Annotated in this window: 21 protein-coding genes; 3 read left to right on the forward strand and 18 right to left on the reverse strand. The window is 38.1% G+C overall.

The window, feature by feature from the left end:
- Positions 1 to 71 precede the first annotated feature (71 nt).
- From AR328_RS10545 to AR328_RS10570, 6 genes are all read right to left on the reverse strand, one after another.
- Positions 72 to 1,745 (reverse strand): peptide-binding protein, encoded by a 1,674-nt coding sequence (locus AR328_RS10545; RefSeq protein WP_066294927.1) that lies wholly within the window; start codon positions 1,743 to 1,745, stop codon positions 72 to 74.
- A 144-nt stretch (positions 1,746 to 1,889) separates the two neighbouring features.
- Positions 1,890 to 2,912, reverse strand: coding sequence for an ABC transporter ATP-binding protein (locus AR328_RS10550; protein WP_066294931.1), 1,023 nt, complete (start codon positions 2,910 to 2,912; stop codon positions 1,890 to 1,892).
- Positions 2,909 to 3,892: an ABC transporter ATP-binding protein gene (locus tag AR328_RS10555; protein WP_066294932.1), complete on the reverse strand. Its 984-nt coding sequence runs from the start codon at positions 3,890 to 3,892 to the stop codon at positions 2,909 to 2,911. Before AR328_RS10555 ends, AR328_RS10550 begins: the two co-directional genes overlap by 4 nt.
- Before the next feature lie 310 nt (positions 3,893 to 4,202).
- Entirely contained in the window at positions 4,203 to 5,000 is a 798-nt protein-coding gene (locus AR328_RS10560) for a DUF2268 domain-containing protein (RefSeq protein ID WP_231734802.1), read from the reverse strand.
- A gap of 117 nt (positions 5,001 to 5,117) precedes the next feature.
- Positions 5,118 to 6,356 (reverse strand): beta-ketoacyl-ACP synthase II, encoded by a 1,239-nt coding sequence (gene fabF / locus AR328_RS10565; RefSeq protein ID WP_066294934.1) that lies wholly within the window; start codon positions 6,354 to 6,356, stop codon positions 5,118 to 5,120.
- Between the two features lie 80 nt (positions 6,357 to 6,436).
- Entirely contained in the window at positions 6,437 to 7,369 is a 933-nt protein-coding gene (locus AR328_RS10570) for a beta-ketoacyl-ACP synthase III (RefSeq protein ID WP_066294937.1), read from the reverse strand.
- A gap of 267 nt (positions 7,370 to 7,636) precedes the next feature.
- Between AR328_RS10570 and AR328_RS10575 the strand changes: the two genes are divergently transcribed.
- On the forward strand, positions 7,637 to 8,020 hold the full coding sequence (locus tag AR328_RS10575; protein ID WP_066294939.1) for a hypothetical protein: 384 nt from the start codon (positions 7,637 to 7,639) through the stop codon (positions 8,018 to 8,020).
- A gap of 42 nt (positions 8,021 to 8,062) precedes the next feature.
- On the opposite strand, the gene AR328_RS10580 is transcribed toward AR328_RS10575, so the two are convergent.
- The 7 genes from AR328_RS10580 to AR328_RS10610 all read right to left on the reverse strand — a co-directional run bounded on the left by AR328_RS10580 (position 8,063) and on the right by AR328_RS10610 (position 14,506).
- Complete coding sequence (locus AR328_RS10580; RefSeq protein WP_066294941.1) at positions 8,063 to 8,257, reverse strand: ComZ family protein; 195 nt, start codon at positions 8,255 to 8,257, stop codon at positions 8,063 to 8,065.
- Between the two features lie 25 nt (positions 8,258 to 8,282).
- Positions 8,283 to 9,242, reverse strand: a complete 960-nt coding sequence (locus AR328_RS10585; protein ID WP_066294947.1) for a BMP family ABC transporter substrate-binding protein — start codon at positions 9,240 to 9,242, stop codon at positions 8,283 to 8,285.
- Between the two features lie 124 nt (positions 9,243 to 9,366).
- Positions 9,367 to 10,197 (reverse strand): hypothetical protein, encoded by an 831-nt coding sequence (locus tag AR328_RS10590; protein ID WP_066294949.1) that lies wholly within the window; start codon positions 10,195 to 10,197, stop codon positions 9,367 to 9,369.
- A 51-nt stretch (positions 10,198 to 10,248) separates the two neighbouring features.
- Positions 10,249 to 11,457 (reverse strand): glycosyltransferase family protein, encoded by a 1,209-nt coding sequence (locus AR328_RS10595; RefSeq protein ID WP_066294952.1) that lies wholly within the window; start codon positions 11,455 to 11,457, stop codon positions 10,249 to 10,251.
- 20 nt (positions 11,458 to 11,477) lie between these two features.
- Positions 11,478 to 12,665 (reverse strand): glycosyltransferase family protein, encoded by a 1,188-nt coding sequence (locus AR328_RS10600; protein ID WP_066294953.1) that lies wholly within the window; start codon positions 12,663 to 12,665, stop codon positions 11,478 to 11,480.
- Between the two features lie 15 nt (positions 12,666 to 12,680).
- Positions 12,681 to 13,553: a polysaccharide deacetylase family protein gene (locus AR328_RS10605; RefSeq protein WP_066294954.1), complete on the reverse strand. Its 873-nt coding sequence runs from the start codon at positions 13,551 to 13,553 to the stop codon at positions 12,681 to 12,683.
- A 23-nt stretch (positions 13,554 to 13,576) separates the two neighbouring features.
- Positions 13,577 to 14,506: a polysaccharide deacetylase family protein gene (locus AR328_RS10610; RefSeq protein ID WP_066294955.1), complete on the reverse strand. Its 930-nt coding sequence runs from the start codon at positions 14,504 to 14,506 to the stop codon at positions 13,577 to 13,579.
- 178 nt (positions 14,507 to 14,684) lie between these two features.
- Here AR328_RS10610 and AR328_RS10615 point away from each other — a divergent pair, with 178 nt between their 5' ends.
- Together AR328_RS10615 and AR328_RS10620 are read left to right on the forward strand one after the other, a co-directional pair.
- Complete coding sequence (locus tag AR328_RS10615) at positions 14,685 to 15,278, forward strand: polysaccharide deacetylase family protein (protein ID WP_066294957.1); 594 nt, start codon at positions 14,685 to 14,687, stop codon at positions 15,276 to 15,278.
- 83 nt (positions 15,279 to 15,361) lie between these two features.
- A complete protein-coding gene (locus AR328_RS10620) occupies positions 15,362 to 15,553 on the forward strand; it encodes a DUF2929 family protein (protein ID WP_066294961.1) in 192 nt (63 codons plus the stop codon).
- 34 nt (positions 15,554 to 15,587) lie between these two features.
- On the opposite strand, the gene clpB is transcribed toward AR328_RS10620, so the two are convergent.
- The 5 genes from clpB to argB all read right to left on the reverse strand — a co-directional run bounded on the left by clpB (position 15,588) and on the right by argB (position 21,668).
- Positions 15,588 to 18,185, reverse strand: coding sequence for an ATP-dependent chaperone ClpB (clpB, locus tag AR328_RS10625; RefSeq protein WP_066294965.1), 2,598 nt, complete (start codon positions 18,183 to 18,185; stop codon positions 15,588 to 15,590).
- 93 nt (positions 18,186 to 18,278) lie between these two features.
- Positions 18,279 to 18,458: a YjzC family protein gene (locus AR328_RS10630; RefSeq protein WP_066294967.1), complete on the reverse strand. Its 180-nt coding sequence runs from the start codon at positions 18,456 to 18,458 to the stop codon at positions 18,279 to 18,281.
- Between the two features lie 126 nt (positions 18,459 to 18,584).
- Positions 18,585 to 19,538, reverse strand: a complete 954-nt coding sequence (gene argF, locus AR328_RS10635; protein ID WP_066295240.1) for an ornithine carbamoyltransferase — start codon at positions 19,536 to 19,538, stop codon at positions 18,585 to 18,587.
- A 202-nt stretch (positions 19,539 to 19,740) separates the two neighbouring features.
- Positions 19,741 to 20,898 (reverse strand): acetylornithine transaminase, encoded by a 1,158-nt coding sequence (locus AR328_RS10640; RefSeq protein WP_066294970.1) that lies wholly within the window; start codon positions 20,896 to 20,898, stop codon positions 19,741 to 19,743.
- Entirely contained in the window at positions 20,895 to 21,668 is a 774-nt protein-coding gene (argB, locus tag AR328_RS10645; protein ID WP_066294975.1) for an acetylglutamate kinase, read from the reverse strand. The genes AR328_RS10640 and argB overlap by 4 nt, the downstream gene beginning before the upstream one ends.
- Position 21,669: the final 1 nt, after the last annotated feature.

A 21,669-nucleotide genomic window follows, 5' to 3' on the forward strand; every position in this document is an offset into this window, starting at 1 on the left:
TAGAATTTTCGGTATTTAAAAAGAAGTAAGGGAAGGGTTCCCAATCCCTTACTTCTTAAATAAGTTTGACTCTATTCTTGTTTTAACCACCATTTGTGGATGTTGTACATTTGGTTTTTCGGATGGAATTCATAGCCTTCTAGATTTGCAGGAAGTGCACGGAATTCTTTCGGATAATATAGGAATGTATATGCTTGATCTTCAGCAAGACCAGCTTGAATCTTACCAATCATTTCTTTACGCTTATCTTTGTCAAGCTCTTGCAGCTGCTCATCCATTAATACATCTAGCTCTGGATTTGAGTAGCCTGTAAAGTTAAGGCCTTGTTCAATTTCTTTCGTATGGAAGATACCGCTTGGGTCTGGATCAATACCTAAGCTCCAGCCTAATACGATTGCTTCGAAATTCCATACACCTGGGTCGATATCAGCAATTAATGAACTGAATTCAACGATTTGAGGCTTAATTTCAATACCAACCTCTTTAAGTTGTTGCTGAAGAATAACAACGATATCTTCACGAACTTTGTTTCCTTGGTTCGTTTTTACTTCAACCGAGAATTTCTTGCCGTCTTTTTCTAGAATGCCGTCAGCACCAGGAGTCCAGCCAGCATCTGCTAACATTTGTTTTGCTTTTTCTACATCGTATTCAAACTTTGGTACATCTGGGTTATATGCCCAGCTTAATGGACTTTCTGGAACGTGAGCCACTTCACCTAATCCAGCCATTACGTTTTCAACAATTGCTTTACGGTCAATTGCATGTGTAATAGCTTGGCGAACTGCCTTGTCCTTGAACTTATCATCACGCTGGTTCAACGCAAGATAAGTGTAAGAAAGAGCTAAGCCTGATTCTAAACGAAGGCCAGAAGCATCAGCAAAGCTTTCAACTGTTGGTACGTCAGGCTGTGCTATACCAGCATAATAATCGATATCTCCAGCTTGAAGCTGAGCTAGGATTGCGTTTGCATCTGGAACAAGCTTGTAAGTGACAGAGTCTAAATATGGACGGCCATCAAAATAATCATCATTAGCTACAACTTTTACATACTCGCCGTCTTTCCACTCTTCAAACTTGAATGGACCTGAACCGATTGGGTTTTTCGTGTTAAACTCATGCTCACCAAGGTCAGCAATCGGAACATCCTTCAAGATATGCTCAGGAAGAATTCCGAATCCAAGACTGACTACAGGGAATTGAGCATCTACTTGCTTTAAAGTGAATTTAACTGTATATTGATCGATTTTCTCAATTTTTTCGATGTTTTCGAAATAAGATTTACGAACACCATCATAATCTGGGCTTAATGGAATGCTGTATGTAAATACAACATCGTCCGCATCCAATGGCTCACCATCATGGAATTTTGCATTTTCCACAATTTTTACAGTAAATTCTTTCCCATCTTCTGAAGCCTCTAAAGACTCAGCAAGATTGCCTTGTGTAATTGTATTAAGTTCAATATCTGAACCTGTTAAACTGCTAAAAATCATATCCTCAATATCCGAACTAGATGCATCATTTGAATATAAAGGGTTAAACATTGTTGGTGCACCTGTTGAACCTACTACTAGGTCTCCACCAGTAACGGGCCCTTCATTTTTCGGTTCTTCTTTTGCAGGCGTTTCTTCTTTTGCCGGTGTTTCTTCTTTTGGCTGGGTTGTCTGCTGTCCGCCGGAACATGCCGCTAAAAACATAGACAATACTAGCATAAGGCTTACTAGTAACCACGCTGGCTTTTTCATTCATTTTCCCCCTTAGGTTTATTTTTTAAATCTTAAATCCTTTTTCAGAGAAACGAGTGTAAACATACCGCCCCCCTTCAAAGATTTATATACTAAATGCATAAATCTCATAGAATGAGTTTATCAAGCATTTAATAACAGAAATTAATATAAATGGCAGGCTACAAAGTGGTCCTGTTTAACCTCTTTATAATCAGGTACCTTCTGACTGCAAATTTCCGTTGCTGCTGGGCAGCGGGTGTGGAAAACACAGCCTTGGGGCGGATTTGCCGGACTAGGCAAGTCGCCTTTTAGAATAATTCTTTCCCTTGCCTGTACACCTTTTTTCTTTGGTACTGGAACGGCTGACATAAGTGCCTGTGTGTAAGGATGAAGCGGATCGTCATACAAATCCTTTTTACCCGCAAATTCCATGATTTTTCCTAAATACATGACTCCAACCCTGTCGCTAATGTGACGAACGACACTTAGATCATGGGATATAAACACATATGTTAATCCTAATTCAGCTTGCAAATCCTCCATTAAGTTAATAATTTGCGCTTGAATGGACACATCGAGTGCGGACACGGGCTCATCCGCAATGACTAAATCAGGACTTACAGCAAGGGCCCTGGCAATGCCAATCCTTTGTCTTTGTCCTCCGGAAAACTCATGCGGGTATCGATTAATAAACAGAGGATTAAGCCCTACCTTATCAAGGAGATCTTGAATTTTCTCCTGTCTTTCCTTCCCGCCGTATAAATTATGAGTAATCATTGGCTCACTTAGAATAGATTTCAATGTTTTCCTGGGATTCAGCGACGCATATGGATCCTGAAAAACCATCTGAATATCTTTTCTGATTGTCCGGCGAAGATCTCCTTCATTCATTTTTGAAATATTCTGACCCTTAAAGATAATCTCTCCGCTAGTCGGTTCATACAGTCGAATTAGTGTCCTTCCTGCAGTTGACTTTCCGCAGCCCGATTCACCAACAATTCCAATCGTTTCTCCTCTTTTTACATTAAAGCTTAATCCATCTACAGCTTTAATAGAGCCTACCGTCCTCTGCAAAAAGCCCGCTTTAATAGGAAAATGCTTTCTTAAGTCCCTAACATCTAATATATATTCCGGATCTTTCGTGTATGCTTGCTCCTTTTTAATTAAAGGTTTTGTTGCACTCATACTGCAGCCTCCTTTTCCACATGTAAAAAGCAGCGTACCGATCTTGAGCCTTTAATTGGCTTTAACTCAGGTGCTTCACTATGGCATCGATCAAACGCATGTGGACAGCGGGGTGCAAAACGGCATCCTTTCGGAAAGTGCTCTGGTGGCGGAACCGTTCCTTCGATTGAATAAAGGCGATCTATATCTCCATCAAGTGAGGGAATCGATCCCATTAATCCAATTGTATAAGGGTGCAGCGGTTCATCAAATAGATCATCTACACTAGCTTCTTCTACCACTTGACCACAGTACATAACAACTACACGATCGGCAATTTCAGAAACAACACCTAAATCATGGGTAATGACTAGGATAGACGTTTCTGATTTTTGGCTTAAGTCTTTCATTAAATCTAGAATCTGAGCTTGGATTGTTACGTCAAGAGCAGTGGTCGGCTCATCTGCAATAAGAAGCTTTGGATTACAGCTCATGGCAATGGCAATCATGACACGCTGCCTCATGCCTCCTGAAAGCCGGTGAGGATATTCATCAATGAGCGCTTTAGCACGAGAAAATCCTACGAGTTCAAGCATTTCGATTGCTCGATTTCTCGCGATGCTTTTTGACATTTTTTGATGGTACATCAAAACCTCAATAATCTGTTCCCCAATTGTCAAAACTGGATTCAACGATGTCATAGGCTCCTGGAAAATCATTGAGATGTCATTCCCACGGATTTTACACATTTCATTTTCGGAAAGCTTCGCTAAATCCTTTCCGTCAAAAAGGATTTCGCCGTCCACAATTTTTCCGGGCGGACTTGGGATTAGGCGCATAATTGAAAGGGAAGTAATACTCTTTCCTGACCCTGATTCTCCTACAAGTGCAACCGTCTCACCTTTATGTATTTTTAAATCAACACCGTCAACAGCCGGAATATTTATTTTCTTTTTCATAAAGTAAGTTTTTAAGTTTCTTAATTCCAGTAATGCTGTCATAATACCCTCCGTCCAAAAATCGATAATTTTGGGCAACTTGTCTTTATAGAAAAGAGCCTCCAAACATCCTTAGTTAATATTCAAAAATACCTTTTTTACATATTTTATAAATATTATCTTAAATGGAATTATTCGGGTGCCTAATTGTATATTATTACAGAAAGATTACGAATTCAAGAATTTTTTATAATATTCCATTTTTTATACACAATATATTTAATGTAAAATTCAAAAATTAAAAATTGCACTGTTTATATCCAGTAAAATATAAAAAGCTGAATCATGTTTAGATCCAGCTTAAATCAGGCATTTATTCAGCTGTTTTTTCTTTTAAAAGGCCAGTAATGAAAGATTCTGAATCTAATCTAAATGATTGCTGCAATGTTAAATCCTTTTCCTCTTTGTACATGGAAACGATTACAAAACCAGCGGAATACCCTAGCATTTTAGGATATGTTCCCCTGCCATATAGAATATCATCATGCAATTTTGACAACCTCTTCGTAGTAATTTGCTGTTTTAAAAACCTTTCCCAAAAATACAGAATTTCTTTCTTAGAATAATTTTCGCTCCAATGGGCTACATATTCTTTCCCGCAGTATTCTTTAACTGCGTGCTCTGCTAGCCCTTCTAATATGATAGAATCGATCAATGTGGAATCCTCTATCTTTTTATTTTGATGGTTTAGCCTGCATGTATGATGATACTCGTGTATGAATAAAGCCTCCAGTTCCAGATCATTTTCAAATGGTGAAAGAAAAAGGAATATTTTATCGTTAAAGGCTACACCGGATTTTGCTTTTTTCGACCTGGAAAATAACGAATTTATGGATGCCATTGGAAAAATATAGATAGGAATATCTGAACCCTTCCATTTTTTCTTGTATTTTCGAAAAATCTCCTCAGTTTTTTCCCAGTAATTCCGCTTTTTTAGTTCAGTAAAATTTTCATAGCTTTGCCTATTCGGTTTGTACATACCAAATTGACTTAAGTATTTATAAATTTTATTAGGGCTGTTATCAGAAAATGATTTCGCAAGCCTCGCACATATTTTCTCATAGTTATAGAAATCCTCTTCAAGCCACAGGTCCGTACGAATTACCCCCACTATGTGAACACCGCCCTTCCCATGATAATATTTAGTTTATGAATTGGATTTTCTTTTGTTCTCTAAATAAAAAAGAAGAAGATCAAAATCCGCAGATTTGACCTTCCTCTTTTATCATTATTCGTATTTTTTAAATGCAATCGTTGCGTTATGGCCGCCAAAGCCTAATGAATTACTGATTGCTGCTTTAATTTCTTGCTTTCTAGATTCATTTGTAACATAGTCTAGATCACATTCAGGATCTGGTGTTTCGTAGTTAATCGTTGGCGGTAATACGCCTTCTTTCAGAGCTAACACTGTAAAGATGGCTTCTATTCCGCCAGCTGCACCAAGGAGGTGACCAGTCATAGATTTAGTTGAGCTTACAGCCAATTTATATGCATGGTCTCCAAATACCTGTTTAATTGCCATTGTTTCATATTTATCATTGTAATCCGTGCTTGTTCCATGGGCATTTATATAATCAATATCCTCTGGCGCTAAACCTGCATCATTGATCGCCATTTTCATCGCTCGAGCTCCGCCTTCTCCTTCTGGCGCCGGCGCTGTAATATGGTATGCATCACCAGTAGCACCATACCCAACTATTTCAGCGTAGATGTTTGCACCTCTGGCAAGAGCATGTTCAAGCTCCTCCAGAACAACGATTCCAGCACCTTCGCCGATAACAAACCCATCACGGTTTTTATCAAATGGGCGGCTTGCTGTTTTCGCATCAGGGTTTGTTGATAATGCAGTGTTTGCACAAAATCCCGCTACAGACATTTTCGTAATTGGTGCTTCGGCTCCACCTGTTACCATTGCGTCTGCATCACCGCGCTGAATGACTTTAAAGGCATCGCCAATTGAGTTTGTACCCGTTGCACACGCTGTAACTGTACATGAATTAAATCCTTTAGCCCCAAGAGTGATGGACACTTGCCCTGTTGCCATATCAGGTATCATCATTGGGACGAAGAATGGGCTAACCCTTCTATACCCTCGATTTAGAAAAGTTTCGAACTGATTTTCGAATGTCTCCATGCCGCCGATTCCCGAGCCAATCCAAACACCAACACGATCAGCATTTTCTTCATTGATCGATAAATTTGCATCCTTCACTGCCATTAAAGCCGCTGCAACCGCATAATGTGTAAAGCGGTCCATTTTTCTAGCATCCTTTTTCTCCATGAAATTTTCGACATTAAAATCCTTTACTTCTGCAGCAACCTTTACCGGATATTCATCCGCATTAACTCTCGTTAGAGGCCCTACACCAGATACACCTGCAAGGATATTTTTCCAAGTAGTTTCTACTTCATTCCCTAGCGGTGTTACAGCACCGATGCCCGTAACAACAACTCTACGTTTATTCATTAGTTGATATCTCCTTTGCTCTTATAAATATTTAACGAACATTCTACCCATAATAATTAGAGTATTTAGTGGAATTCTGCTTATCTTCCCCAACGCATAGCGATGGCACCCCATGTTAATCCGCCGCCGAAACCGACCATCACAAGTAAGTCTCCATCTTTAATCTTTCCTGCCTCTAATTCCTCAACGATGGAAATAGGAATAGACGCCGCAGATGTATTTCCATATTTTTGAATCGTCTTTGACATTTTTTCTTCGGGCAAATCAAGACGCTGTCTTGATGCTTCCATAATCCGGATATTGGCCTGGTGCGGGATTAAGAAATCAACATCTTCTTTCGTAAGACCTGCTTTTTCAAGTACGTTTACACAGCTTTCGCCCATTTGGCGGACTGCGAATTTAAATACTTCGCGTCCGTTCATAATGATGTACTCTTCCTGGTATAAATGCTTACCGCCTGTCCCATCTGCACCTAGCTCAAACGATAGAATTCCTCTGCCCTCAGAAACTTGGCCAATGACAGCGGCACCAGCCCCATCCCCGAATAAGACAGCCGTATTGCGGTCTTCCCAATCAGTGACTTTTGAAAGCTTTTCAACCCCTACTATTAATACGTGCTTATAAGTACCGGCCTCAACAAATTGCTTTGCTGTAACAATTCCATACATAAATCCAGCACATGCAGCACTAACATCCATTGCGGCAGCTTTGACTGCCCCTAGCCTTTCCTGAAGTATACAGGCTACAGATGGAAAAGGACGGTCAGGTGTAACTGTTGCAACGATAATCATATCTAAATCTTCAGGTGAAATATTTGCGTTCTCAATCGCCTTCCTTGCCGCTTCGAAAGCAAGATCAGATGTATCAGTATCATCATCCGCTATTCTTCTTTCTTCAATACCGGTACGAGTTCTAATCCATTCATCTGATGTATCAACCATTTTTTCTAAATCCGCATTAGTAAGTATTTTCTCTGGCAAGCATCTGCCAATTCCAATAATCCCTGCATTCATGGAGTCCACCCCTTATTATCTACTTTATCAATGTAAAAGCCATAACAAATATACACTGGCTCAATCATAAAGCTTTTATACAATATACAATCGTTTATATTATTATCAAATATTATGACTTGGTACTAATTTTATCAAATATATAGGTAAATAAGCAAGATTTAATAAAGGTCTATTTATAAGTATTTATCCGCCTTCGTCTAAACATTGATGCATCATTCACATAAATTAATATAAAAGCTTATATATAAAGGGGATGGAGAACCGGTGAATAATGAATTGAAAAGCGAACACGATTTCAAAAAACTTGGCCGGCTTGACCAATTAATGTTCCGTTCATTCGAACAGCCTTCGAGCGAGAACATGGAAATTGAAGAAACATATGAAGAAATAGAGTATGAACATTCTAATAGAAGGAATGGTCATAGTCGTCTTGATAGCTTGATGCTTGGGGAAAGACATCATCCTTCACCAAAAGGAAATAATAACGATCGTTCCCTTTCTAACCAGCTCAATGATGTCGTTAATAACATCAATTTCTTTGAGCTAATGGAAAATATAGACACCCTCGTTAGTTCTGCTAAGCAATTAAAACCATTATATCGGCAAGTCACTCCTCTTATTGATCAGTTTTTCAAAAAGAAAGATTAGTGAATAATAAAAACCGGCCCTCTTTATGAAGACCGGTTTTCATTATTTATTTTCTGCCAACGCATCAGCTTTTCCCATTTCATATGCTTCATTCATTACCTTTGTAAAAAGACTCATGAATGGCTGGATCATTTCCAATGATAATTCTACTCCTGCTTCTTCTAATTGCTGTTTTGCTTCTGGAAGATATTTCATGGCAATATGCATGAATTCCATTGTTTTGTCTGTTGTTTGCATTATTTTATGTAACTCCTTCTCTTCTTTATTTACTTGGTAATTCCCCAGTTTCTCTATACTTTGCAATGGCTGCATTTATTTTGTTAATAAATTCTTGATCAATGTCTGAGCTAAATTTTCCGAGGGTAATTACATCATCTTGAAAATCGAATGACAGATTTCCTGATTTAAGTTCCCCTTTGTTGAACAATTCTGCCACTAATTCATAAAGAACGTCCACATGCTGAATCGTGCTAGTTAAAACGGCGGACTCACCTAAATCTGACTGATCGGAAATATACCCGATCGCATAAAAGCCCCTTTCTTTAACCTGCTCGATGACAGGAACGTTATAGCCGTCTCCGGCTGGATAAATAACATCGGCACCTCTAGCCATGATCTTATCTAATAGTTCTATTGCTTTTCGATCATCATCCCAATTGCCTACATACGAGATCATGACATCTACTTGTGGATTTTCATAATTTGCCCCTTCATAGAAGCCCTCGATTTCAGGCTGCCATTCATAGGCTGCAATAATTCCTACAGCATTAGTCTTTGTCATATGTCCTGCAATCATCCCACCGAAAAAACCCATTGCATACCCTTCGAAATTTAAACTTGTCGTATTGGTATTTTCAGCATCTCCGTTAAAGCTGACAAAATGAATATGGGGATAATTAGGTGAAATCTGATTAAAGTATTCCGCATATTCATTGCCATGGCCAAAAATAATATTAACACCTTTTTGGTCGAATTCTTTAACCGCACGTTCGACGACTAATTGAGAATTCATACCCTCTTTATAGTAAACCTCGATATTATAATGGGATTGAATCTTTAACATTCCTTTATAGCCTTTTGTTCCCCATACTTGATCATTTATCGTATCAGGGATTAGTAAGCCCGCTTTCTTTAGTTTACCTGAGGACATTGCTTGTCCGCACGAGGCCAATAAAAGAAGGCTTAAAAGAAGGATCCCAAATCGTACAAATAATTTTTGCATCTTCCTTTGTTCCGCCTCTCCGAAATAGCCATAACGTTTTTCTAAACAAAAAAATCCAGAATAAACTTCCAGCTATTTTCATTCTACCCTTATCACCGAAGTTTTGAAAGACTTTATTCCTATTCTAATAAATTCCGCCATCATCAATCATCTTTAGATGTCTTTTCTGATTCTCGATTCCCTCAGAAAAAAGGGTGCGGTTCTTTACGGTCTTTATCTTTATTTCAGACCGCTCTGGCGCGTCCTTATTTGGAATCATTTCTAAAACATCAGCTGGAATGGAAAGATATTCAGCACATTTTTTCCAATAATGTGGAATATCACTTTTCAAGGTGTAAGCATCGGCAGAGGTTGTTTCAGCCAATTTCAAAATGGGCTCCACGATATCTCCAATGTACAAAGTGTCATGAACCCATTCACAGTCATGAATGGATAATTCCCGGTCTGGATTTGATAATTTCATTAAATATTGTTGAAATAAAAAGGAGTTTGGCTGCCAAGGTCCGTAGATTGTGGGGAGAAAGATGCGGTGACTGATTATTTCATTTTCCAAAATGTGCTGGATATTTTTATTCTTTTGATGCAGCCATTGTACAGGCAAAAGAGAGATGATTCTAGTATCGGTTTCAGCTATTTTCTGTTTGTTGTTTATTATAAATCTTTCAAGAACATGATCTTCTTTGGATAAAACCCTTTGTCCAGCAGCAGAAAAACTATAGTAATCAATAAGAATTAATGTTTGTGCATGAAGCTCAACTTGAGAGAGCAATTCAGACATATTTATTTCCGAAAAATTTGCGTTGCGGCCAATTTCCATTCGTTTTTCGATAAGATGAGCATCTTTTTCTTCATTTTCTGATCGAACACCTACCACTTCAAAACCTAGATCCAGCAAAGACCGACAAAAATGAAAACCTAAAAATTGAAATGCCCCAATTATGACTGCCCTGTCCATACAAAGCCTCCCTTACCTTTCTCAGTGTATCCTATGCACATGCACTACTATTTATTTCTTTTTGTCTGTTTCTTCCTTTTTTATCTTTAATATTTGATTCTCGAAAATTAAATGATTTGTAAGAGAGTTTAACTTTTTAAGATCTTCAACTGATACCCCAAAGGATTGGGAGATTTTCAATAACGTATCACCTGATTTAACTGTATACATTAAATATTGCTGATCGATTTTTTGTTGAAAATAAATAAATTTAGGGCTTTCAGTGGCAGCCGCAGCTTCTGCATCAATAATTTTATTCTCCACTAGTATATCAATCATTTCCCTTACCCGAGCTTTATACGAGTTCGGTTGAACAGATTTGTGTCCCTGTCTTTGAATTACTCTTCGTTTATCCGCATTTTCGAGATAATACTTTACCTTTTTAACAGTATCTTTAGATGATGATGATACAGCAAGATCAATTCCAGGTTTGAACTTACTTCTGACACCTGGTGTTTCTTGTGTTAAAAGAAATCCTCCAGATCCAAGAATCTCATATGTGCGCTGAGTAACTAAATTTGGGTAGTTTTGCAGACCAATGATAATGTCGGCAGAACTATATAATTTATTTGTTTCACTGTAGGCAAGATGCCCGTGAATCCAGTCATTTGGGATGTCAAAATCTAAATATGAGCCCATTTGATCCCAGTGATTGCCCCAAAAGTCGATTCTAAACTGATTTTTAAGAAGTGGCTTTATTAATTGATTAATCGATTGATGACGAAAATGGTCTGGATATTTCGATAATATATCTGGATAAGCGTTAGCAACGACCGCAATTTTGGCACTATATTCCGGATATTTACGAGTCGGAAAATGTATGGTTTCTTCAAACCCAAAATCTAAAAATGCAGATAGAATTCCTTGCTGTTTGTATTCATATGATGTTTCCATGCAAATGGTAAATACGAAATCCGGCTTCATATTTTCGATTAATGGCAACGTCCAATTTTTTGTATAGGCGGGATCCTCGACAGCCCAATATACTAATGGAATATTCCTAGTTTTTAACTGTTCCCTGATTAATATTTGTTTTTTTAATGTATGTTCGTATCCCCATCCAATAGTAACAGCAAGATCAGGCTGCCATTCTGCAAGCATTTTAGACAGATTCCACTTGGTAATGGGGCCGGATATCATAATATCATGCCCATTTACATAAAAGCCTTTTGGCAGTGTATGAGGCCACAGATTACCGCTTTCAATAAAAAGAACTCTCATTGCTCTTCCTCCTTTCTATTCTACTTCTCTCTTATTTTTAAATAATCCTTGATATAAATTTTTTCATTTGCCAGTCTATTTAATTTTTTTATATGCTTCACACTAACTCCATACTTTTTTGAAATCGACGTAAGGGTTTCCTTCGGCTTTACGATATGAATTTCGTAATTTTTTCTTAAGTTGTCGACGTAATAACTCCATTTTCCTTCGCCTGGAGCAGACATTTCTTTAGAAATGAGACCGGCGTTCGTGATTATTTCAAGAATATACTTTGCACGCTCAATATAGGAATATTTCTTTACCGCCTCGGCACCTGCCTTTTGTATTTCAATTCGCTCTTCTGGATGGTTTAAATAATGTTTTACTAGTTTAATCGTTTCTTCAGGAGAGGAAGTCACTACAAGATCCTGACCTGGCGTGAAAAGGCTCTGAATTTTTGTGGTGTTATTTGTTAATAAAAACCCGCTTGATCCTAATATTTCATAAGTCCTTTGGGTCACTTGGGAATCCAAGTTTTGGACCCCTAAAATAATATCTGCTGAGCTATACACCTTATTGGCATCTATATAGGGTAAAAATCCATGGATCCATTCTTTAGGTATCTTTTTACCAATGATATTGTCCATTGAATCCCAATATCGCCCCCAAAAATCAATTCGGAGATTTTCCAGTACAAAAGGGCTCAACAAGGTTCTAAGGGATTCAAAACGGAAATAACGAGGACTTTTTTTGTAAAGCATGGGGTATCCATTTGCCACTATAGCAAGTGAGGCTACATATTTAGATATTGAATCAGTCGAAAAATGCACTTTTGGATGATAGCCAAAATCTAAATGAGCTGCTTTATATCCTTTTTCTCTATAAAAGTCGACACGTGGCGGGCAAATTGTAAAGATAAAATCAGGTTGAATTGTTTCAATTAGCGGAAGTGAAAAAGTATGAGTGTATCCGGGGTCTTCTGTGGCCCAATAAATATGAGGAATACCTAAATCTAGTACATGCTTTTTAATTAATAATCTTTTTTGAAGCGAATGTTCTCTAGTGTGTCCCATCGTAAAAATCAAATCAGGTTTAAAGCTTGTAATCATTTCACTGAGAATCCCGTCCATCAATGGTCCTGATATCATCACTTCATGTCCAGCGTCCGAAAACCCGTTTGGCAGCCCATAGATCCACATTGGATCACTTTCTAAAAATAAAATTCGCAATGTAATCACCCTCTTTCATATCAAATTTCTTAACATCTTACTTACTTTAACAATTTTAAATCCTTTGTTTAAAAGCATTGGAATAACAGTGTCGATCGCTTCTGCCGTTAATTTCCCATTTAAATGAGCAAGGACGATGTCATTTCCTTTTGCCTTTGTCATAATTCGCTCGACCATTTTTTCAACTGGCGGTTCCTGCCAATCAATCGTGTCGATGCTCCAATAGACAGTATAAGGTAAATTCATTTTCCCGACTGTTTCTAGGACGGATTGATCCCATGCTCCAAATGGGGGCCGGAATAGCGGAATTCCTTTCGTCCCAAGATTTTTCTCGAAACACTCTTCTGTTCTCTGTAATTCTTCAGTCATTTTTTCTTGAGTAATTTTCGTAAAATCTGGGTGGCTGTATGAATGGTTGGCAATTTCATGTCCATCCTGGAGAATACGCCGCGAAAGTTCCGGAAATTGCTCGACCCATTTTCCAGTTAAAAACATCGTAGTTTGAATACGGTGCTTTTTAAGAACGTTTAAAATCTTCCCAGTTTGTTCAGCGCCCGCACCTGCATCAAAGGTTAAGGAAATTTCCTTTTTATTTGTAAACCCTTTTGAAATTAAGACCGAAGGCATGGATCTAGCCATTGTTGAATCTGTTCTTTTTATTTTTATAAGTTGTCCAGCATATAAATAATCACTTTTTAATTGATTATCTCCTATTAACTGCTCAATCGGAATAGAAAACTTTTTTGAAATTTGGCCAAGTGTGTCACCATAACAAACTGTATAAAAATCGTAATTTCTCTTTCTTGCCTTTAAGGGTAGCCCTGACTGAATGACATCTGGCTTGATTTCGTTTAATTTAAGAGGCTGAGATGCTTTTACTCTACGCACTGTAACACACTCCTTATCTCTTCTTAAATGAATTGGTCGATTGTGACAAATTCATAACCTTTTTTTAATAAATTATCGATTATGAAAGGCAATGCCCTTACTGTACCCTCAAGAACGCCAGTAGTCGTTCCAAAGCAATGCTGCAAGATGATCGCACCTGGTGATTCTTCCATGTTTACTTTTTCAATAATTTCTTCCTTCTGTATTCCTGACCAATCAACAGTATCAATCGACCACATAATCACTTTGTATCCTGCTTTACTAATTATTTGAAGGTCGCTTTTTGCATAGTAGCCGTATGGGGGCCGGAATAGCGTGGATCTTATCCCCGTATGGGCAAAAATCACTTCATCTGTGAGCTGGAGCTCTTTTAATAATTGTGAAGTTGTCAGCCCCAGCAAGTTAGGATGGCTCCATGTATGATTCCCAATGGCATGTCCCTCATGTTGGATCCTTTTTATTACATGAGGAAACATGTTAACTTGATCGCCAATAACGAAAAAAGTTGCGGAAATTTTTTTCTCCTTTAGAATATCTAATATTTTTGGGGCATAAAGGCTAGCTGGTCCATCGTCAAAAGTTAAGGCGACTAATTTTTTGACCGTTTCTCCTTTATACATGACGGGAAGGCAATTTGTTGAATTCAAATGAACAAAGATTGTATTTTCATATATTTCAATATTCATGCCTAATTTTTTGGCTACATGAAAAAAAGGCACATAGCTATTTCCGTACATGCAGCTAGTTCCTTTGGCGACTTTTTTGTTAAATAGAGTAAATATCTTTTCCTCACTTTGAAAGATAATTGACCCGTTTACTTCATTAAATTCAACGAATGCACCAAAGTGTTTAAATAATAAGGCTGGAACCATCATAGCGGATTTCCAATAATAATAGGGTGTTTCCAATGGGAAGCCATCAACGAATATCTCTATCTTCTGTAATTCCATCATCTAATCGTCCCCAGTACAAGCTTTCAAATATTCTAATCCACAGTATGTTAAGCCATATAAATTGTGTAGTACATCTGACTAAACAAGTAAAAGAATTAAGAACCTGTTAACTCATACAAACAAATTCCTATTGGACAGCATAATCTATTGAAATAAGATGAAGAGGGGACAAGGTTTAATGGAGAATATTCCTATCTATCAAGGCGATTCTAATTCAGCGAAAATCGCCTTTATAGTCAATGTTGCATGGGGTAATGAATATTTGAAGGCTTTATTATTAATTTTGAAGGACTATCAAATTAACCTTACTTTTTTCCTTGAGGGCAGATGGGTCAAGAACAATCCCGAATCTGCATTGATGATACAGCTTGCCGGCCATGAGATTGGAAACCATGCCTATTCACATCCGAATATGACAACACTTTCGGATGAAGAAATTCATAATGAGATTACGAGCACGAATAATGTTATTGAAAAACATCTGAAAATTAAACCAGCCTTTTTCACGCCTCCCTATGGATATTTTGATGAAAGAGTCATCAAAGCCGCTTCGAAGGAAAAAATGAAAACGATTCTTTGGTCGTTAGATACTTTGGATTGGAAACTCAAGATCCATCATGAAATTATCGATAGAATTGTCCCTCATTTGCAGAATGGCTCTATTATTCTTATGCATCCAACAAAATCTTCACTTGAAGCTCTCCCCATCATCTTGAATCATGCATTGAAAAGCGGAATAAAAACGTGTACGATTAGCGAATTACTTTCTTAAGACATAATTTTTCCTCTATTCATTTATTAATTTATCCGATTATGGTAATATGAGAGGGATTTAATAATGTAGAGGTGAATACGATGAGATTCTTTTGGACGTTTTTCTGGACTTTTCTTCTTGTTCAAATGTTAACTTATGTAGTAAGCTCCATGGTCGGTTTAGCTTTTGATTTCAAAACAGGATCCATTCTTGCAGTTGGTGCAACAATTTTAATTTTCGTCATTTCAACTATCCTTCCTGAAGGACCAGTGGAAAAAGAAGGTATTCATTAAAAAAGAGAGTGACTTTATAAGTCACTCCCTTTTTTTATTGGATTTTTAATGTTAATTCATCGTTTTCAATCGTTATCGATACTTCACTGTAATCTTTAATTTCCCCTCCGATAATTTTGCGGGCTAAAATCGTTTCTACATTTCTTTGGATAAAACGCTTTAACGGCCTTGCCCCATAAACAGGATCAAATCCATTTTCAGCAATGTACTTTTTGGCTGTCTCTGAAATATTTAAGCCAATATGCTGGTCTGATAATCTCTCTTGAAGCTGTTTAATTAACTTGGACACGATTTCCTTGATTTCTGTCAAAGCTAGAGGCTTAAATAGGATGATTTCGTCTACCCGATTTAAGAATTCAGGACGAAAATGTCCTCTTAATGTGCTCATCACTTTATTTCGAGATTCTTCATTTATATACTCTTCTCCACTAACGCGTTCAAGCAAATACTGTGAACCAATATTAGATGTCATGATAATCACTGTATTTTTAAAATCAACTGTTCTTCCCTGCGAATCCGTAATCCTGCCATCATCGAGCATCTGCAGAAGGATATTAAAGACTTCTGGGTGTGCCTTTTCAATTTCATCAAGCAGGATAACAGAATATGGCTTTCTCCTAACTGCTTCAGTCAGCTGTCCGCCTTCCTCATAGCCGACATAGCCGGGAGGAGCACCAATCAACCTTGAAACAGCATGCTTCTCCATATATTCAGACATATCAATCCGAATAATATGCTCTTCACTGTCAAACAGGCTTTGTGCTAAAGCTTTCGCAAGCTCGGTCTTTCCTACCCCTGTCGGACCTAGGAAAATAAAAGAGCCTATTGGACGATTTGGATCTTTAATCCCTGCTCTTGCACGAAGAACAGCATCGGACACAAGTTCAACTGCTTCATTCTGCCCAATCACTCTTTCATGAAGAATATTTTCTAGTCTTAGGAGCTTCTCGCGCTCCCCTTCAACAAGCTTTGCTACTGGAATGCCTGTCCATCTTGCAACAATGTCCGCTATCTCCTCTTCTGTTACCTCTTCTCTTAATAAGCGTTCCCCATCTTTCTCATTGACTTCCTGCTCAAGCTGCTTTAATTCTTTTTCCAATGCAGGTACTCTTCCGTGCCGAAGCTCTGCTGCTTTATTTAAATCATATTCATTTTCAGCCTTTTCGAGTTCACGGCGCAGTTTTTCCAGCCGCTCTCTTTTTTCACGGATTTTCTGAATGCTTTCTTTCTCGTTCTGCCATTTCGCTTTCATATGATTGGCTTTTTCCTTAAAATCGGCTAATTCCTTCTGTAAAAGCAATAGTCTAGCTTTACTTGCTTCATCACTTTCTTTCCTTAATGCGGCTTCCTCGATCTCAAGCTGCATGACTTTTCTCGTAACCTCATCAAGTTCCTGTGGCATAGAGTCAATTTCCGTGCGAATCATAGCACAAGCTTCATCAACTAAATCAATTGCTTTATCAGGAAGAAAGCGGTCTGTTATATATCTGTCCGATAAAGTAACTGCTGCAACGAGAGCTCGGTCATGTATATTGACGCCGTGGTGAATTTCATATCTTTCTTTAAGCCCTCTAAGGATCGAGATAGAATCCTCCACATCTGGCTCCTGAACAAGAACTTGCTGAAACCGTCTTTCTAATGCCGGGTCCTTTTCAATATATTTTCGGTGTTCATCTAGGGTAGTCGCACCAATACAATGCAATTCGCCTCGGGCGAGCATCGGTTTTAGCATATTCCCTGCGTCCATTGCGCCCTCGGTTTTCCCTGCTCCGACGATGGTGTGGATCTCATCAATAAAAAGGAGAATCCTTCCTTCGCTTTTTTTCACTTCATTTAAAACCGCTTTAAGACGCTCTTCAAACTCTCCTCGAAATTTTGCTCCGGCAATAAGAGAGCTCATATCTAAGGAGAATATTGTTTTATCCTTTAACCCTTCTGGAACATCTCTTCGTACAATTCTTTGGGCAAGACCTTCGACTATGGCTGTTTTCCCTACCCCCGGCTCTCCGATTAAAACTGGATTGTTCTTTGTCTTTCTAGATAAAATCCGAATGACATTCCTAATTTCACTATCTCTCCCGATTACAGGGTCCATCTTTCCGGCCTTTACCTCTGCAACTAAATCTCTCCCATATTTTTTTAAGGCTTCATATGTTGCCTCTGGATTTTGTGATGTCACTCTTTGATTCCCCCTTATTTCCTTAATCGCATCATTAAGCTTATGTTTATCAATCCCCTCATTTTTGAAGGCTGCCGACGCTTCAGAGGTTGATTCCGCAATTGCTAATAGCACGTGTTCCACTGAAATAAAATCATCATTAAATTTTTCTCTAATTGCATCTGCCGCTGCTAAACTTCGTTGAAGATTACCCGTAATATATAGCTTTCCCTGTTCAATACCTGTTCCTGAAACTTGCGGCTTTTTCCTAAGGATCCGTTCTAAACCTTTTTTCATATTTTCAATTGAAACATGTAATTTTTCCAGAATAGATGCCATTAGGCTGTTGTCCTGTCCGAGAAGAGCCAATAATAAATGAACATCATCCACTTCCTGATGCTGTGCCCTTATGGCTAGATTTTGCGCATTCAAAATGCCGTCCTGCATCCGTTCCGTCATTTTATTAATATCCATACAAACCCTCCCCTCTGACCTTCTTTGACCTTTAATTTATTATAACATATGTAAAGCCATCCTCAAATGGATGGCCTGAATAATAATTAGTGCTTAAGGTTTTCTTTGATATGTCCAAACGCGATTATGGTTGGAGTTTTCAGGAAATCTATCTCCTGCCTTAAGCTTTAGCAATTGTGGATTATTAACAGTGCTTCCGGTTTCTCCAATTTCAATATAAACGCCATTATTAGGTGCTTTCTGACCCGGTTTAAATTGACGATTTTGCCCCATACATGAACTCCTCCTTTATTTCTAGAATCACTACTATTATTTCCATCATAAAAATTCATCAAGATAGAACTTTTTACCATAAAAAAAGCAAAAGGCCCTCTATACAATAAGAAGGCCTTTTTACTATTATAAAATTTCTGATAAAAGAGCTTTTTGAACATGAAGTCTGTTTCCAGCCTGTTGGAATACAGCTGAGTTCGGTCCATCAATCACATTTGCTGAAACTTCTTCTCCTCTATGTGCCGGCAAGCAATGAAGGAAAGTGAAGTCTTTTTTCGCATTTTGAACAAGACCTTCGTTTACTTGAAAATCTGAAAATACTTTAAGTCTTTTTTCATTTTCGGCCTCTTGCCCCATACTCGTCCACACGTCTGTATAAATGGCATCCGCACCATTTACAGCCTCATACGGATTATTTGTAATAGCTACACTTCCTCCGCTTGCAGCAGCAAATCCTTTTGCCTTATTAACAATATCTGCATTTGGTTCATAACCAGCTGGCGTGGCGACCGTAATATTGACGCCTAGCTTTGCTGCGCCAATCATTAATGAGTGGGCAACATTATTTCCATCACCAACATATGCAAGCTTTAACCCGGCTAATTCACCTTTCGTTTCATGTAAAGTTAATAAATCTGCTAATGCCTGACATGGGTGATATAAATCTGTCAGCCCATTAATGACTGGAATCGTGGCATGTAAGGCAAGTTCTTCAATCGTACTATGTGAAAAAGTACGAATCATAATGGCGTCTACATAATGTGAAAGAACCTTAGCTGTATCAGCAATAGACTCCCCTCTTCCTAATTGAAGATCCTGGCTATTTAAATATAAAGCCTGACCCCCAAGCTGGATCATGCCAGCTTCAAATGAAACTCTTGTACGTGTAGATGATTTTTCGAAGATCATTCCTAAAATTTTACCCTGTAAGGGAGCTATATGTTCACCAAGCAATGCTGCGTTCTTAAGCTTCTTAGCTTTTTGAAGTAAACCGCTAATAACCTCTGGGGAGAAATCTGCTAAAGCCAAAAAGTCATTTCCTTTAATATTAAGTTTGTTATCTGCTGTTTGAATTGAAATAGCCAATTCAATCACTCCTTTTATTTTGTATTTTTTTCCATTTTTATATTTCCCAAGCAATTTATTGTCGTCGAAGCATCGATGAATTTGATTTAATAAGAGCATATTAAGTAATAAGCAAAGCAGCTATAAAATTATTTTTTCTTTGTATTTTTATTTAATATAATCTATTTTTATGCAATTTATTTTAAAAATTATCAGCCTATACGGCTGTTTTAGAGTGTTTTTTCATAACTGTTTTAATTATATTTACTGCTTCATCCATTTCGGAAATCGATACTGTTAAAGGCGGCAAAAGCCGTAATACATTACTACCTGCCGGCAAGGCTAACAATCCATTTTCCCTAAGCTCCTTTAATAAAACAGGCAAGTCAACAGACGTTTCAATTCCAAACATGAAACCAAGATTTCTAACTTCATTAATCTCTTCAAAGGAGCCTAAATCACTGCATATTTTCTCGTACAAATATTGGCTGTTATTCAGGACTTTCTGTAAAAATTCCTCTTGAAATATAGTTTCCATTGTTGCAATAGCTGCAGCAATGGATAGCGGATTTCCGCCAAAGGTTGATCCATGGCTTCCAGGTCCAAAGACTGTTTCGAGTTCCTTTCTCCCTATTACTGCTCCAATTGGCAAGCCATTTCCTAACCCTTTTGCAGAGGTGACAATATCAGGTGTTAAGTTAAATTGCTGAAATGCAAACGGAACACCTGTCCGTCCAATCCCAGTTTGAATTTCATCAATAATGAAAAGCGCATTATATTCTTTACATAATTCCTGAACACCTTGTAAAAACTCATCATCTCCAATATGAATTCCGCCCTCACCTTGAACAACTTCAAGCATGATGGCAGCTGTTTCGTTATCCATCGCCTCTTTTAGTGCATCTAAATCATTAAAAGGCAAGTAGACAAATGTTTCGAGCATAGGGCCAAAACCGGTTTTTATTTTATCCTGGCCTGTTGCCGACATCGTAGCAAAAGTCCGTCCATGGAAAGAGTTCGTAAAGGTAATGATTTTCTTTCGGCCAGTAGCTTTTCTTGCGAGCTTAATTGCCGCTTCATTCGCTTCAGCGCCGCTGTTTGCAAAAAACACCAAATCCATCTTGGCGCCTTCAGCTAACAGTTTTGCAGCCTTCTCTTGCTCCCCTTGCATAAATAAATTGGAAACATGCCAGAATCGATCCAGCTGGCTGCTGATTGCTTTTTGGACTGCCTCAGGGCGATGACCTAAGTTACAAACTCCAATTCCGGCTGTAAAATCCAAATACTTTTTCCCGTTTTTATCTATCATGATACAGCCTTCTGCCTGTTCTGGCTCAACGTCCCAACGGGCATATGTCGGAAATAAATGGCTCATTTTAATACCCTCTCTTTGGCATTGATTTCTGTTCCAATCCATTGTACACCATCAAAAAACTTCTTTTTTCCTGAAACGATCATCACACTTTTGATTCCTTTTTCAATAGAAGCTACAGCTGATTTAACCTTTGGAATCATTCCGCCAGTGATTTGTCCTTCACTAATATATCTATCTATCTCTTCCGTATTTGTTTGTAGCACGATGTTTCCATCAATCATAATTCCATCTACATCAGTAACAAAAATGCAATGTTCAACTTCTAATGCATTAGCTACAGCTGCAGCAGCAAAATCGGCATTTATATTAAGCTTTGATCCGTCTTCGGCAACAGCAATTGGCGTAATGACAGGAATATATTTGTCTTCTAACAGCATGGTGATTACTTCTTTGTTCACCTTCGTAACATCACCGACAAATCCGAGCTGCTCCTGGTCAATAAACTCCCCTTGCAAGACCCCTCCGTCACTTCCATTTAAACCAAACGCCTTTAATCCATAAGACTGGAGTTTAGCTACTAGTTTTCTGTTTGTTTGACCGGACAATACCATTTCGACAATTTCAAGTGCCTGTGAAGTCGTCTTACGAAGTCCTTGAACAAATTCATGAGGGACCTGAAAAAGATCAAGCATTTTATTAATATCAGGTCCTCCCCCGTGTACGAAAATAAGCTGGTAGCCTTGCTTTTCCAAATCTATTAAACTTTCAAAAAAATCTGGGGTTAGTTCATCCATCACACTTCCACCGCATTTAATAACGATTGTTTTCATG

The organism is Bacillus sp. FJAT-29937, assembly GCF_001509555.1.
GTDB lineage: Bacteria > Bacillota > Bacilli > Bacillales > Cytobacillaceae > Cytobacillus.

Coding starts and splice junctions, on each gene's coding strand:
- AR328_RS10545 (WP_066294927.1), bottom strand. CDS start 1,745: ATGAAAAAGCCAGCGTGGTTACTAGTAAGCCTTATGCTAGTATTGTCT.
- AR328_RS10550 (WP_066294931.1), bottom strand. CDS start 2,912: ATGAGTGCAACAAAACCTTTAATTAAAAAGGAGCAAGCATACACGAAA.
- AR328_RS10555 (WP_066294932.1), bottom strand. CDS start 3,892: ATGACAGCATTACTGGAATTAAGAAACTTAAAAACTTACTTTATGAAA.
- fabF (WP_066294934.1), bottom strand. CDS start 6,356: ATGAATAAACGTAGAGTTGTTGTTACGGGCATCGGTGCTGTAACACCG.
- AR328_RS10570 (WP_066294937.1), bottom strand. CDS start 7,369: ATGAATGCAGGGATTATTGGAATTGGCAGATGCTTGCCAGAGAAAATA.
- AR328_RS10580 (WP_066294941.1), bottom strand. CDS start 8,257: ATGCAAACAACAGACAAAACAATGGAATTCATGCATATTGCCATGAAA.
- AR328_RS10585 (WP_066294947.1), bottom strand. CDS start 9,242: ATGCAAAAATTATTTGTACGATTTGGGATCCTTCTTTTAAGCCTTCTT.
- AR328_RS10590 (WP_066294949.1), bottom strand. CDS start 10,197: ATGGACAGGGCAGTCATAATTGGGGCATTTCAATTTTTAGGTTTTCAT.
- AR328_RS10595 (WP_066294952.1), bottom strand. CDS start 11,457: ATGAGAGTTCTTTTTATTGAAAGCGGTAATCTGTGGCCTCATACACTG.
- AR328_RS10610 (WP_066294955.1), bottom strand. CDS start 14,506: ATGATGGAATTACAGAAGATAGAGATATTCGTTGATGGCTTCCCATTG.
- AR328_RS10615 (WP_066294957.1), top strand. CDS start 14,685: ATGGAGAATATTCCTATCTATCAAGGCGATTCTAATTCAGCGAAAATC.
- AR328_RS10620 (WP_066294961.1), top strand. CDS start 15,362: ATGAGATTCTTTTGGACGTTTTTCTGGACTTTTCTTCTTGTTCAAATG.
- clpB (WP_066294965.1), bottom strand. CDS start 18,185: ATGGATATTAATAAAATGACGGAACGGATGCAGGACGGCATTTTGAAT.
- AR328_RS10630 (WP_066294967.1), bottom strand. CDS start 18,458: ATGGGGCAAAATCGTCAATTTAAACCGGGTCAGAAAGCACCTAATAAT.
- AR328_RS10640 (WP_066294970.1), bottom strand. CDS start 20,898: ATGAGCCATTTATTTCCGACATATGCCCGTTGGGACGTTGAGCCAGAA.
- argB (WP_066294975.1), bottom strand. CDS start 21,668: ATGAAAACAATCGTTATTAAATGCGGTGGAAGTGTGATGGATGAACTA.